Origin of the sequence: Streptomyces sp. NRRL B-24572, assembly GCF_002156145.1 — a bacterium.
GTDB classification, from domain to species: Bacteria; Actinomycetota; Actinomycetes; order Streptomycetales; family Streptomycetaceae; genus Streptomyces; species Streptomyces vietnamensis.
Genome location: NZ_MWIG01000385.1, coordinates 1 through 13247 on the forward strand (window position 1 = coordinate 1; position 13247 = coordinate 13247).

General features: G+C 72.3%; 17 protein-coding genes. 16 read left to right on the forward strand and 1 reads right to left on the reverse strand.

From position 1 onward, the window contains the following. Nucleotides 1-1500: ATP-dependent zinc metalloprotease FtsH (ftsH, locus tag CCN56_RS22735; protein ID WP_086829512.1), on the forward strand; the 1500-nt coding region annotated here is incomplete at its 5' end. Between the two features lie 182 nt (nucleotides 1501-1682). Here ftsH and CCN56_RS22740 read toward each other — a convergent pair. Beyond that, a complete protein-coding gene (locus tag CCN56_RS22740; protein ID WP_086829514.1) occupies nucleotides 1683-2408 on the reverse strand; it encodes a methyltransferase domain-containing protein in 726 nt (241 codons plus the stop codon). A gap of 375 nt (nucleotides 2409-2783) precedes the next feature. Between CCN56_RS22740 and CCN56_RS22745 the strand changes: the two genes are divergently transcribed. The 15 genes from CCN56_RS22745 to CCN56_RS22815 all read left to right on the forward strand — a co-directional run. Then, on the forward strand, nucleotides 2784-3377 hold the full coding sequence (locus tag CCN56_RS22745) for a hypothetical protein (protein WP_030690647.1): 594 nt from the start codon (nucleotides 2784-2786) through the stop codon (nucleotides 3375-3377). A 154-nt stretch (nucleotides 3378-3531) separates the two neighbouring features. Then, nucleotides 3532-3975: a 30S ribosomal protein S16 gene (gene rpsP / locus CCN56_RS22750; RefSeq protein ID WP_030325634.1), complete on the forward strand. Its 444-nt coding sequence runs from the start codon at nucleotides 3532-3534 to the stop codon at nucleotides 3973-3975. A 2-nt stretch (nucleotides 3976-3977) separates the two neighbouring features. After that, the gene (locus tag CCN56_RS22755) at nucleotides 3978-4217 is read left to right on the forward strand and encodes an RNA-binding protein (protein WP_020868149.1); all 240 of its coding nucleotides are present in this window, start codon (nucleotides 3978-3980) and stop codon (nucleotides 4215-4217) included. Nucleotides 4218-4328: 111 nt separating this feature from the next. After that, nucleotides 4329-4904 carry a ribosome maturation factor RimM gene (rimM, locus tag CCN56_RS22760; RefSeq protein WP_086829516.1) on the forward strand — a complete coding sequence of 192 codons (576 nt, stop codon included), beginning with the start codon at nucleotides 4329-4331 and terminating at the stop codon, nucleotides 4902-4904. Further along, nucleotides 4901-5722, forward strand: coding sequence for a tRNA (guanosine(37)-N1)-methyltransferase TrmD (trmD, locus tag CCN56_RS22765; RefSeq protein WP_041131460.1), 822 nt, complete (start codon nucleotides 4901-4903; stop codon nucleotides 5720-5722). Before rimM ends, trmD begins: the two co-directional genes overlap by 4 nt. 127 nt (nucleotides 5723-5849) lie before the next feature. Then, nucleotides 5850-6200 carry a 50S ribosomal protein L19 gene (gene rplS / locus CCN56_RS22770; protein ID WP_015036473.1) on the forward strand — a complete coding sequence of 117 codons (351 nt, stop codon included), beginning with the start codon at nucleotides 5850-5852 and terminating at the stop codon, nucleotides 6198-6200. Between the two features lie 69 nt (nucleotides 6201-6269). Beyond that, nucleotides 6270-7124: a signal peptidase I gene (gene lepB / locus CCN56_RS22775; RefSeq protein WP_086829517.1), complete on the forward strand. Its 855-nt coding sequence runs from the start codon at nucleotides 6270-6272 to the stop codon at nucleotides 7122-7124. After that, nucleotides 7117-8133, forward strand: coding sequence for a signal peptidase I (gene lepB, locus CCN56_RS22780; RefSeq protein ID WP_086829519.1), 1017 nt, complete (start codon nucleotides 7117-7119; stop codon nucleotides 8131-8133). Before lepB (CCN56_RS22775) ends, lepB (CCN56_RS22780) begins: the two co-directional genes overlap by 8 nt. After that, complete coding sequence (lepB, locus tag CCN56_RS22785) at nucleotides 8066-9001, forward strand: signal peptidase I (RefSeq protein ID WP_086829521.1); 936 nt, start codon at nucleotides 8066-8068, stop codon at nucleotides 8999-9001. Before lepB (CCN56_RS22780) ends, lepB (CCN56_RS22785) begins: the two co-directional genes overlap by 68 nt. Nucleotides 9002-9075: 74 nt before the next feature. Beyond that, entirely contained in the window at nucleotides 9076-9843 is a 768-nt protein-coding gene (lepB, locus tag CCN56_RS22790) for a signal peptidase I (RefSeq protein WP_086829523.1), read from the forward strand. Then, nucleotides 9840-10355: an NUDIX hydrolase gene (locus CCN56_RS22795; protein ID WP_086829525.1), complete on the forward strand. Its 516-nt coding sequence runs from the start codon at nucleotides 9840-9842 to the stop codon at nucleotides 10353-10355. Before lepB (CCN56_RS22790) ends, CCN56_RS22795 begins: the two co-directional genes overlap by 4 nt. A 55-nt stretch (nucleotides 10356-10410) precedes the next feature. Beyond that, nucleotides 10411-10719, forward strand: a complete 309-nt coding sequence (locus CCN56_RS22800) for a DUF2469 domain-containing protein (protein ID WP_005311352.1) — start codon at nucleotides 10411-10413, stop codon at nucleotides 10717-10719. A 111-nt stretch (nucleotides 10720-10830) separates the two neighbouring features. Further along, nucleotides 10831-11196: a YraN family protein gene (locus CCN56_RS22805; RefSeq protein ID WP_086829527.1), complete on the forward strand. Its 366-nt coding sequence runs from the start codon at nucleotides 10831-10833 to the stop codon at nucleotides 11194-11196. Then, complete coding sequence (locus CCN56_RS22810; protein WP_086829529.1) at nucleotides 11196-12809, forward strand: YifB family Mg chelatase-like AAA ATPase; 1614 nt, start codon at nucleotides 11196-11198, stop codon at nucleotides 12807-12809. Before CCN56_RS22805 ends, CCN56_RS22810 begins: the two co-directional genes overlap by 1 nt. Continuing rightward, on the forward strand, nucleotides 12806-13247 hold a 442-nt coding region (locus CCN56_RS22815; protein WP_179199953.1), incomplete at its 3' end, for a DNA-processing protein DprA. The genes CCN56_RS22810 and CCN56_RS22815, both read left to right, overlap by 4 nt.

Genomic DNA, 13247 nt, shown 5'->3' on the forward strand with positions numbered 1-13247 from the left:
GTCCTCTCCAACCTCCTGATCTCGCTCGCGCCGATGCTGCTGCTCGTCGTGCTGTGGGTGTTCATCGCCCGTCGGGTGAGCACGGGCATGGGCGGCGCGGGCGGCATGCTCGGCCGCAAGCAGCCGCCGAAACCGGTCGAGCTGGAGGGCGGCAAGCGCACCACCTTCGAGGACGTCGCCGGCATCGACGAGGTCGAGGGCGAACTCAACGACGTCGTCGACTTCCTGAAGAACCCGCAGGCCTACCGCGAGATGGGCGCCAAGATGCCCCGCGGCGTGCTCCTCGCGGGCCCGCCCGGCACCGGCAAGACCCTGCTCGCCCGGGCCGTCGCGGGCGAGGCGGGGGTGCCGTTCTTCTCGGCCTCCGCCTCCGAGTTCATCGAGATGATCGTGGGCGTCGGCGCCTCCCGGGTCCGCGAGCTGTTCGCCGAGGCCCGCAAGGTCGCCCCCGCGATCATCTTCATCGACGAGATCGACACCATCGGCCGGGCCCGGGGCGGCGGCTCCGGGATGGGCGGGCACGACGAGCGCGAGCAGACCCTCAACCAGATCCTCACCGAGATGGACGGCTTCACCGGCTCCGAGGGCGTCATCGTCCTCGCCGCCACCAACCGCGCCGACGTCCTCGACCCGGCCCTCACCCGGCCGGGCCGCTTCGACCGGATCGTCCACGTCAACCCGCCCGACCGGGGCGGCCGCGAGGCCATCCTCAAGATCCACACCCGGGAGATCCCGCTCGCCCACGACGTCGACCTGGAGCACGTGGCCCGGACCACCCCCGGCATGACCGGCGCCGAGCTCGCCAACCTCGCCAACGAGGCCGCCCTCCTCGCCGTCAAGCGCCAGCAGCGGGCCGTCACCCAGTCCGATCTGTCCGACGCCCTGGAGAAGGTCCAGCTCGGCGCCGAGCGGCCGCTCGTGATGCCCCTGGAGGAGCGGCGCCGCACCGCGTACCACGAGAGCGGCCACGCCCTTCTCGGCATGCTCCAGCCCGGCGCCGACCCGGTCCGCAAGATCACCATCGTGCCGCGCGGCCGGGCCCTCGGCGTCACCCTGTCGACCCCCGACGCCGACAAGTACGCCTACACCGAGGACTACCTGCGGGGCCGGATCATCGGCGCCCTCGGCGGGATGGCGGCCGAGCAGGTCGTCTTCGGCGTCATCACCACCGGCGCCGAGAGCGACCTCGAACAGGTCACCAACATCGCACGGGGGATGGCCGGCCGCTGGGGCATGAGCGAGCGCGTCGGCCGCCTCACCGCCATCCCGAGCGACGCCCAGCAGGCGTACGGGCTCTCGGCCGCCCCCGCGACCCTCGACACCGTCGACGAGGAGATGCGCCGCATCGTCGACGAGTGCTACGAGAGCGCGCTGCGGCAGCTCCGCGAGCACCGCGACCAGCTGGACGCCCTGGCCGAGGCCCTCCTGGCCAACGAGACCCTGGAGGAGGACGCGGCGTACCGGGCGGCGGGCATCCCGCGCCTGAGGAAGGAGGACTGAGGCGGGTGCGGGCTGGGGCGGCTCACGGCACCCGGGCCGGAGCGGGCGCCCTTCGGCGCCGGGCCCGACGGCGCCGGGGCGAAGGGGGCCCAACGGTGCCGGGCCGACGGCGCCGGGTCGGAGCGGGTCCCTTCGGCACCGGGTCCGAGCAGGCCCGACGGCACCGGGTCCGAGCAGGCCCCCTACCGCACCCGGGCGACCACGTACCGGAAGACGTTCGGCATCCACACCGTCCCGTCCGGGCGGACGTACGGGGCGAGTGCCTCCTCGATCTCCTTCTCCACCTGCGCGGGCTCCGTCGCCCGGACCGCCTCGTCGAAGACGCCCGTCGACAGCAGCCCGCGCACCGCGCTGCCCTCGTTCGCGTACCCGAAGGGGCACGCCACCCGGCCCGAGCCGGCCGGCCGCAGCCCCGCCCCGGCCACAAGCGCGTCCAGGTCGGGCCCCGGCGCGGGCCCGCGGTCCGCGAGCCGGGCCGCGATCCGCAGCACCGGTTCCGTGGCGCACCGCTCCGGCGGCCCCCACCCGGCGAGCACGACCGCCGTGCCCGGTTGGGCCGAACGGGTGAGAGCCCGGAGCCCGGGGAGGATCTCGTCCGTCGCGTGGAAGGCCGTGATCACGTCGTACGTGACGGACTCCGGCGGCTCCTCGGTGATCGTGACGCCCTCCGGCAGCCGCTCCCTGGCCAGCTCCACGCGCGCGTGGTCCCGGTCCGCGCCGGCCACCCGGGCGCCCCGCGCCGCCGCCATCAGGAGGGCCAGGCCCGAGCCGCAGCCCAGGCCGAGCAGGCGGGACCCCGCGCCCACCCCGAGGCGGTCGTACACCGCCTCGTAGAGCGGGACCAGCATGCGTTCCTGGATCTCGGCCCAGTCGCGCGCGGGGTGGTGCGGGACGAGCGTAGGTGTCATGGAAAAGCGCCCCAATCCGTGCTCGGACGACAGCCCCCCGTAGTCAGGGAACTGCGCTTCCCCGGCCGCGTCCAGTGCTCGCACCGGACCGATTCACCCGGGAGAGGGGCGGTGCGCCGCCTTGCGCACGGACCCGGTAATGTCCTCGCAACAGTTCCCCGGGCCGTTCCGGCCTCCAGGGGGCGCGCGCATCGCGGCCACGCGCCGGGGCGTATGCGCCACTAGGCGCCGACTTGACGTTCTCTGCGTGACTTCTCCGCAGATCGGGGGCACTGGCCCACGTCGGGACACATCAAGGCAACTGACGGGTACGTGCAAAATATTTGGGATGCCCCGGAATGGAACCCGGGGGCACTCCGGCTCGTTGTACGCGACGTGAGCACGACACCCCCTGTTCTCGCCGCAGAGCTGGCACAGGCGTGGGCCGACATTCAGCGGCACCACCCCGAGCTGCCCGATCTTGCCGCGCCCGAGTCCCTGATCGGAGAGTCCTCGTCCGCCTGTGGCGCCGAGCTCTCCTTCGAGCGACTGCTCCACGAGGCAGTCCACGGCATCGCCGCCGCCCGAGGTGTCCGCGACACCTCCCGCGCCGGCCGCTACCACAACCGCAGATTCCTCGCGATCGCCGAGGAGATGGGCCTCGACCATCCCGAGGAGCCGCACGCCAGCAGCGGCTTCTCCCTGGTCACGCTCAACCCCGAGGCCCGGCGCCGCTACCGGCCCACCATCGAGCGGCTCCAGCGCGCCCTCAAGGCGCACACGGTCGCCACGGCCGCCGACACCAAGCGCTCCTTCCGCGGACCGGCCGCCCGGCACGGCTCCTCGGGCGGCGGCGTGCGCGTCAAGGCCGTCTGCGACTGCGGGCGGAACGTGCGCGTGGTGCCGTCGGTGCTCGCCCAGGCCCCGATCGTCTGCGGCGGCTGCGGCAAGCCCTTCCGCATCCCCGAGACAGTGGGCGCTGCCAACTGAGTCGGCGGCGTGTGGCACAATGGCTAGCTGTACTCGACAGTCGCATAGGACCCCTCTCTCCTCCGGCTGACGCGTCCATCGGGCATCCGAGTACCGCAACCCCACGTGGCATCTCAAGTGCCCAACCACGTCAAGACCAGGAGACACCACTCCAGTGGCAGTCAAGATCAAGCTCAAGCGCCTCGGTAAGATCCGCCAGCCGCACTACCGCATCGTCGTCGCCGACTCGCGCACCCGTCGTGACGGTCGCGCGATCGAGGAGATCGGCCTCTACCACCCGACGTACAACCCGTCGCGTATCGAGGTCGACTCCGAGCGTGCGCAGTACTGGCTGTCCGTCGGCGCCCAGCCGACCGAGCCGGTTCTCGCCATCCTGAAGCTCACCGGTGACTGGCAGAAGCACAAGGGTCTGCCGGCCCCCGAGAAGGCTCTGCTCGTCCCGGCCACCAAGGAAGCCAAGCGCGCCTCGTTCGACGAGTTCGCGAAGGCCCTCGAGGGCGGCGACGACAAGGGTGAGGCCATCACCCCGAAGGCCAAGAAGGCCGACAAGAAGGCGGACGAGGCCGAGGCCGCGTCCACCGAGTCGACCGAGGCCTGATCATGCTCGAGGAGGCTCTCGAGCACCTCGTGAAGGGCATCGTCGACAACCCCGACGAGGTGCAGGTCGCCTCGCGCAACCTGCGCCGGGGCCGCGTGCTGGAGGTCCGGGTCCACCCCGACGACCTCGGCAAGGTGATCGGCCGCAACGGCCGCACCGCGCGTGCGCTGCGCACCGTCGTGGGCGCCATCGGCGGCCGGGGGATCCGCGTCGACCTCGTCGACGTGGACCAGGTCCGCTGAGCAGGTCGGCAGCATCACCTTAGTTGTGCCGGCACGGGCCGGGGAGGGCTGAAGAGCCCACCCCGGCCCGTTGTCGTACGTACGAGCTGTGTGACAGGAGAGTGTGGAGCAGTGCAGTTGGTAGTCGCGCGGATCGGCCGCGCCCACGGCATCAAGGGCGAGGTCACCGTCGAGGTGCGGACGGACGAGCCCGAGCTGAGGCTCGGCCCCGGTGCCGTACTGCTCACGGACCCGGCCTCCGCCGGGCCGCTGACCATCGAGAGCGGCCGCGTCCACAGCGGCCGGCTTCTGCTGCGCTTCGAGGGCGTCCGCGACCGCACCGCCGCCGAGGCCCTCCGCAACACCGTCCTCATCGCGGAGGTCGACCCCACGGAGCTGCCCGAGGAGGAGGACGAGTACTACGACCACCAGCTGATCGACCTCGACGTCGTCCTCGCCGACGGCACCGAGATCGGCGTGATCACCGAGATCTCCCACTTGCCGTCCCAGGACCTCTTCATCGTCGAGCGCCCCGACGGCACCGAGCTGATGATCCCCTTCGTCGGGGAGATCGTCACCGAGATCGACCTGGAGGAGCAGCGGGCCGTGATCGACCCGCCGCCCGGCCTGATCGACGACCGCGCCGAGATCGTCTCCTCCCGGGACGACGGCGCCTCCTCCGAGGGCGAGGGCGAGGAGTCGGCATGAGGCTCGACGTCGTCACGATCTTCCCCGAGTACCTCGAACCGCTGAACGTCTCCCTCGTCGGCAAGGCACGCGCGCGCGGACAGCTGGACGTCCATGTGCACCACCTGCGCGACTGGACGTACGACCGGCACAACACGGTCGACGACACCCCGTACGGCGGCGGCCCCGGCATGGTCATGAAGACCGAGCCCTGGGGGGACGCGCTCGACCAGACGCTCGCCGACGGCTACGAGGCCGGCGCGCACGGACCGGTCCTCGTCGTCCCCACCCCCAGCGGCCGCCCCTTCACCCAGGAGCTCGCCGTCGAGCTCTCCGAGCGGCCCTGGCTGATCTTCACGCCGGCCCGCTACGAGGGCATCGACCGCCGCGTCATGGACGAGTACGCGACCCGGATGCCGGTCTACGAGGTCTCCATCGGCGACTACGTCCTCGCCGGCGGGGAAGCGGCCGTCCTCGTCGTCACCGAGGCCGTCGCCCGGCTGCTGCCGGGCGTCCTCGGCAACGCCGAGTCCCACCGGGACGACTCCTTCGCCCCCGGCGCCATGGCCAACCTCCTGGAGGGCCCCGTCTACACCAAGCCCCCCGAGTGGCGCGGCCGGGGCATCCCCGACGTCCTCCTCAGCGGGCACCACGGCAAGATCGCCCGCTGGCGGCGCGACGAGGCCTTCCGCCGTACGGTCGCCAACCGGCCCGACCTCATCGAGCGCTGCGACCCGTCCGCCTTCGACAAGAAGGACCGCGAGATCCTCTCCATGCTGGGGTGGGCGCCCGAGCCCGGCGGCCGATTTTGGCGCAGGGTCGAGGGCGTGGAAGAATAGGCCGCTGTCGTCCGTCCGGCGCGCGCCCCTGCCACAGGGGGAACGACGCCGCCAGAAACGGACGACGCCCCGAATCATTCGAACGTACCGCTGATGACCTGTGGCATCAGCGAGGAAAGAGACCTCCATGGCCTCCCTGCTCGACCAGGTCAACGCGGGTTCGCTCCGCTCCGACCTCCCCGCCTTCCGCCCGGGCGACACCGTCAACGTGCACGTCCGCGTCATCGAGGGCAACCGCTCCCGTATCCAGCAGTTCAAGGGCGTCGTCATCCGCCGCCAGGGCTCGGGCGTCTCCGAGACCTTCACGGTCCGCAAGGTCTCGTTCTCCGTCGGCGTCGAGCGCACCTTCCCGGTGAACTCCCCGATCTTCGAGAAGATCGAGCTCGTGACCCGCGGTGACGTCCGTCGCGCCAAGCTCTACTACCTGCGCGAGCTGCGCGGCAAGGCTGCCAAGATCAAGGAGAAGCGCGACCGCTGAGCCCCGGCTCCCGGCACGCCCACCGCTTCCGACTCCTCGCACAGGCAGGCCGGATAGGCTCTGCCAGCGATGGACACCGAAGCACAGCACACGGAGCGCGACCCCTCTTCCGACACGGATTCGTCCGGTACGGAGGAAGGGTCGCGCTCCGCGCGCGTTTCCGGCGACTCCGGACGCGCACCCGAGGACTCCGCACGGGGTTCCGATGACTCCGCACGCGGTTCCGAGGAGACGGAGCGCACCCCCTCCTGGCGGCGCACCGCCCTCGTGGGCGGCGCCTGCGTGGTCTTCCTGCTGCTCCTGAGCCACTTCGTGATCCAGCCGTTCCTGATCCCCAGCGGCTCCATGGAGCCGACGCTCCGGGTCGGCGACCGGATCCTCGTGAACAAGCTGGCGTACCGTTTCGGCAGCGAGCCGGCCCGGGGCGACGTCGTCGTCTTCGACGGCACCGGCTCCTTCGTACGGGAACAACCCCGGGGCAATCCGGTCACCGGGCTCCTGCACGACGGGGCGGCCGCCCTCGGGCTCGCCGAACCCGACGAGACCGACTTCGTGAAGCGGGTCGTCGGCGTCGGCGGCGACCGGGTCGTCTGCTGCGACAAGGACGGCCGGCTCACCGTCAACGGCGTCCCCGTCCAGGAGCGGTACGTGATGCTCGGCGACCGGCCCTCCAGTGTGCCCTTCGACATCGTCGTCCCGCAGGACAGGCTCTGGGTCATGGGCGACCACCGCAGCCAGTCCAGCGACTCCCGCGACCACCTCGGCAACCCCGGCGGCGGCATGGTCCCCGTCGACAAGGTCGTCGGCCGCGCCGACTGGATCGCCTGGCCCTTCGGACGCTGGTCCACCGTGCCCGGAACCGACGCCTTCGACGCCGTACCGGCCCCGCCGGCCGGTGGACACGGGGCGGGGGCCCATGGGTAGCCGAGGTCGCGGTCGCTCGTCCGCCGGGACCGACCACGGTCCCGCCGCCCTGCCCGGACGGGCCGAGCGCCGCAGACTGGCCCGCAGGGTCAGACGGCGCCGGCAGCGCTCCGCGGTCCGGGAGATCCCGATCCTGATCACCGTGGCGGTGCTGATCGCGCTCGTCCTCAAGACCTTCCTGGTCCAGGCGTTCGTCATCCCCTCCGGTTCCATGGAACAGACGATCCAGATCTCCGACCGGGTCCTCGTCGACAAGCTCACGCCCTGGTTCGGCTCCCGCCCGCAGCGCGGCGACGTCGTCGTCTTCAAGGACCCCGGCAGCTGGCTCCAGCAGGAGGCCGCGCCGCCCGCCGACGACCCCGTAGGCATCAAGCAGGCCAAGCAGGCCCTGACCTTCATCGGACTGCTGCCCTCGGCCGACGACCGGGACCTCATCAAACGGGTGATCGCCGTCGGCGGCGACACCGTCCGCTGCTGCGGCGAGGACGGGCGGATCAGCGTCAACGGCGTGCCGCTGGACGAGCCGTACCTGCATCCCGGGAACCCGCCGTCCAAGATCCCCTTCGAGGTGAAGGTCCCGCAGGGCCGCATCTTCGTCATGGGCGACCACCGCTCCGACTCGGCCGACTCCCGCTTCCACCTCGACGAGGAGGGCCACGGCACCGTCTCCGAGGAGCAGATCGTCGGGCGGGCCGTGGTGATCGCCTGGCCCTTCGGGCACTGGCGCCGCCTGGAGGAACGGGAGACCTTCTCCGCCGTACCGAATGCCAGTGCGGGTTCCGGGACCGCATCCGATCTTTCGCATAGTGTGTCCCAGCGGAATCTGAACGGATTGCCCGGGCTCCCGACCCCTGCGGAACTTCTGCTCGTTATGGGAGTGGTGGGCCTGTCCCTGACCCGGGGCGGGCGTTCGCACGGACTGAGGAGTGGATGTGGGGGATTTGGCCGTCGGCGCACGATCCGGACACGATGGGCCCGAGGAGAGGGCCGACGGGGCCTTCGGCGATGACACGACGGGTGGCGACGTGACGGGTGACGAGCAGGCGCAGCCGCCGGGCGGCGGCACGCCGGGCGCGGGTGACGACGAAGCGGCGGGCGGGCCCGGCAGGGGCCCGAAGAAGCAGCGCTCCTTCTGGAAGGAGCTGCCCCTCCTCGTCGGCATCGCCCTGGTGCTCGCCCTGCTGATCAAGACCTTCCTGGTGCAGGCGTTCTCGATCCCCTCGGAATCGATGATGAACACCCTCCAGAAGGGCGACCGGGTCCTCGTCGACAAGCTGACCCCCTGGTTCGGCTCCGAGCCCGAGCGCGGCGAGGTCGTCGTCTTCCACGACCCGGGCGGCTGGCTGGAGGGCCAGGAGACCCCCAAGCCGAACGTCGTGCAGAAGTTCCTCAGCTTCATCGGCCTCATGCCCTCCGCCGAGGAGAAGGACCTCATCAAGCGCGTCATCGCGGTCGGCGGCGACACCGTCTCCTGCAAGGAGGGTGGCAAGGTCGTCCTCAACGGCGTGGCGCTCGACGAGAGCGCGTACCTCGCCCCCGGCGCGGTGCCCTGCCAGGACTCCTTCGGCCCGATCAAGGTCCCCGAGGGCCGGATCTGGGTCATGGGCGACAACCGCCAGAACTCCCTGGACTCCCGCTTCCACCAGCAGCTCCCCGGCGGCGGCACCGTCTCCAACGACGAGGTCGTGGGCCGCGCCGTCGTGGTCGCCTGGCCGGTCACCCGCTGGGCCACGCTCCCCGTGCCCGACGTCTTCGACCAGCCCGCCCTCAACAAGGCGATGACCGCCGCCCCCGCCGGCGCGGTCGGTCTGGCCGGAGCGCTCCCGCTCGTGCTGTGGCGCCGGAAGAAGCAGGCCGCACGGCATACCGCCGAGTAGCGACCCGCGGGTAGGGTGCCGTCCCGGACCGTCGACAGGCCTACGGTCCGCCGACAGACCTACGGGGTGCGCACATGAGCGGAACCATACGGACCAAGGACGGCCACGGCCGCCTCGGCAGCGTGCTGTCGGGGCTGGCCGTGGCCGTCGGCTGTGTGCTCTTCCTCGGCGGATTCGTCTGGGGAGCCGTGCTCTACCAGCCGTTCACCGTCCCCACCGACTCCATGACCCCGACCATCGACGTCGGGTCCAAGATCCTCGCCGAGCGGATCGACGGGGACGAGGTGCGGCGCGGTGACGTCGTCGTCTTCAAGGACCCCCTGTGGGGCGCCTCGCCCATGGTCAAGCGGGTCGCCGGCGTCGGCGGCGACACCGTCGCCTGCTGCGACCGCGACGGGCGGCTCACCGTGAACGGCACGCCCGTCGCCGAGCCGTACCTGCGGCCCGGGGCCGACGGCCGGACCGTCGCCTCGGGGCAGGAGTTCTCCGTGACCGTCCCCAAGGACAGCCTCTTCCTCCTCGGCGACGACCGGAACGTCTCGCTCGACTCCCGCACGCACCTGGAGGACGCCGGACAGGGCTCCGTGCCCCGCTCCATGGTCGTCGGCAGGGTCGACGCCGTCGTCTGGCCCGCCAAGGGTCTCCTGGAGCCCGCCACGGGCTTCGCCGGACTCCCGGGCGGCAGCTCGCGACCGGGACCGTTCAAGGCGCTCCTCACGGCGATCGCGGCCGGCACCGCGCTGATCCTCGTGGGCTCCGCGTACGGTCCGGTGGCGCGCCTCCTGACCCGCCGCCGGCCCGAGGGGCCGCGACCGGGCGTACGGGAGAAGGTGGGGGCATGACGGACACGGCTGCGGGGGCGGGGCTCGTCGCGCGGCAGGTCGCGAGGGTCGTGCTGCTCGACCCGGACGACCGCATCCTGCTCCTGCACGGCTACGAGCCCGAGGACCCGGCCGACACCTGGTGGTTCACCCCGGGCGGCGGCCTGGAGGGCGACGAGACCCGGGAGGAGGCGGCGCTGCGCGAACTCGCGGAGGAGACCGGCATCACCGAGGTCGACCTCGGCCCCGTGCTCTGGAAGCGGTTCTGCTCCTTCCCCTTCGACGGACGCCGCTACGACCAGGACGAGTGGTACTACCTGGCCCGCACCCGTAGGGCCGAGGCGGAGCCCCGGCCGCAGGCCCTCACGGAACTGGAGACCCGCAGCCTCGCGGGCCTGAGATGGTGGACCTCCGCCGAACTGTCGGCGGCCCGTGAGACGGTGTACCCGACCAGGCTCGCCGAGCTGCTGCGCACGCTGCTCGACGAGGGACCTCCGAGTGCACCGCTGGTTCTCGCCCCGGAAATCGTTTAGGGGCGCGTACGACTGGCGCACAATAGGGGGACGCACGGCTGAAGGGGAACATGCCATGAGCGCCGAGGACCTCGAGAAGTACGAGACCGAGATGGAGCTGAAGCTCTACCGGGAGTACCGCGACGTCGTCGGGCTGTTCAAATACGTGATCGAGACCGAGCGGCGCTTCTACCTCACCAACGACTACGAGATGCAGGTGCACTCGGTGCAGGGCGAGGTCTTCTTCGAGGTCAGCATGGCCGACGCCTGGGTCTGGGACATGTACAGGCCCGCCAGGTTCGTCAAGCAGGTCCGCGTCCTGACCTTCAAGGACGTGAACATCGAGGAGCTCAACAAGAGCGACCTCGAACTGCCCGGCAGCTGACCCGGCCCTCACCCCCAGGAGTGAGGGAGTTTTCCACAGCCTCCCGCCCGTCCACAGCGCCGCACGCGGCCCGCCGCACTCCGTCACAGTCGGTGACGGAGGTGGTACCGCATGAACAGGACCCAAGCCCTCGGACGGTACGGGGAGGAGCTGGCGACCCGCCGGCTCACCGCGACCGGCATGCACATCCTCGCCCGCAACTGGCGCTGCGGCCGGACCGGCGAGATCGACATCGTCGCCCGCGACGGCGACACCCTCGTCATCTGCGAGGTCAAGACCCGACGCGACGGCGACTACGAACACCCGATGGCCGCCGTCACACCGCGCAAGGCCGAGCGGCTCCGCCGCCTCGCCGACTGCTGGCTCGACCGCAGCGACAGCCCGGCCCCCGCCGGCGGCGTCCGCATCGACCTCGTCGGCATCGTCCTGCCGCGCAAGGGCGCCCCCGTCCTCACCCACGCCCAGGGGGTGGCCTGATGGGATTCGCCCGCACCTGCTCCGTCGCCCTCGTCGGCGTCGAAGGCGTCGTCGTCGAGGTCCAGGCCGACCTCGAACCCGGCGTCGCCGCCTTCGCCCTCGTCGGCCTCCCCGACAAGAGCCTCAGCGAGAGCCGCGACCGGGTCCGCGCCGCCGTCGTCAACTCCGGCGCCGAATGGCCCCAGAAGAAACTGACCGTCGGCCTCAGCCCGGCATCCGTCCCGAAGGGTGGCTCCGGATTCGACCTGGCCGTGGCCGCGGCAGTCCTCGGTGCCGCCGAGCGGATCGACCCGCGGGCCATCGCCGACCTCGTCCTCATCGGCGAACTCGGCCTCGACGGGCGCGTCCGGCCCGTCCGCGGCGTCCTGCCCGCCGTCCTCGCCGCCGCCGACGCCGGATACAGCCAGGTCGTCGTCCCCGAACAGACCGCCGGCGAGGCCTCCCTCGTGCCCGGCGTCTCCGTCCTCGGCGTCCGCAGCCTCCGCCAGCTGATCGCCGTCCTCGCCGACGAACCCGTCCCCGACGAGGAGGCCGCCGAGGAAGGCCGGCCCGACTCCATGCTCGCCGGACTCCTCGTCCCCGGCGCCGGGATCGGCACCGGGCTCGCCGCCGATCCCGCCGAAGGACCCGACCTGGCCGACGTCGCCGGCCAGCACCGGGCCCGCCTCGCCCTGGAGATCGCCGCCGCGGGCAGCCACCACCTGCTCCTCTCCGGTCCGCCGGGCGCCGGAAAGACCATGCTGGCCGAGCGCCTCCCCGGCATCCTCCCGCCCCTCACCCGGCAGGAATCCCTGGAGGTCACCGCCGTCCACTCCGTCGGCGGCATCCTCCCGCCGGGCGAACCCCTCGTCCGCCGCGCCCCCTACTGCGCACCCCACCACTCCGCCACGATGCAGTCCCTCGTCGGCGGCGGGAACGGCCTTCCCAGGCCCGGCGCCGTCTCCCTGGCCCACCGAGGAGTGCTGTTCCTGGACGAAGCCCCGGAGTTCTCCAGCAAGGCCCTCGACGCGCTCCGCCAGCCCCTCGAGTCCGGGCACGTCGTCATCGCCCGCGCCGCCGGCGTCGTCCGCCTCCCCGCCCGCTTCCTCCTCGCCCTCGCCGCCAACCCCTGCCCCTGCGGACGGCACACCCTGTACGGCGCCGGCTGCGAATGCCCCGCCTCCGTCGTCCGCCGCTACCAGGCACGGCTCTCCGGACCCCTGCTCGACCGCGTCGACCTCCGCGTGGAAGTCGAACCCGTCACCCGCGCCGACCTCCTCGGACAGGGCGGCCGGGGCGAGACCACCGCCACCGTCGCCGCCCGCGTCCACGAAGCCCGGGCCCGCGCCGCCGCGCGCCTCGCCGGCACCCCCTGGAGGGTGAACAGCGAGATCCCCGGACACGAGCTGCGCACCCGCTACCTCGCCGCACCCGGAGCCCTCGCCACCGCCGAACGCGACATCGAACGCGGACTGCTCACCGCCCGCGGCCTCGACCGCGTCCTCCGCGTCGCCTGGACCGTGGCCGACCTGACCGGCCACGACCGGCCCGACGGCCAGGACCTCGCCCTCGCCCTCGAACTGCGCACCGGCGTCGCCCGCGGCGTGCCCGTCGGAGCGGGGGAGCGCGCATGACCACCACATCCGTGCCCACGGACGAGCGCCTGGCCCGCGCGACCCTCAGCCGCGCCGTCGAGCCCGGCGACGAGCACGCCGGCCGCTGGCTCCGCCGGTACGGAGCCACCGGCTTCCTCGACCGCCTCCTCCACACCGGGGAGGTGCTCGGAGCCTTCCCCGGCACCGGAGCCAAACGCATCGCCTCCTGGCGACAACGGGCCACCGCCGCCCGCCCCGGCCACGACCTCGACGCCGTCCACGGCCTCGGCGGCCGCTTCCTCGTCCCCGGCGACACCGAATGGCCACGTCAACTCGACGACCTCGGCGACGCCCGCCCCATCGGTCTCTGGGTCCGCGGCCCGGCCGACCTCCGCACCTGGGCCCTGCGCTCCGTCGCCCTCGTCGGCGCCCGCGCCTGCACCCCGTACGGCGCCCACACCGCCACCGACCTCGCCG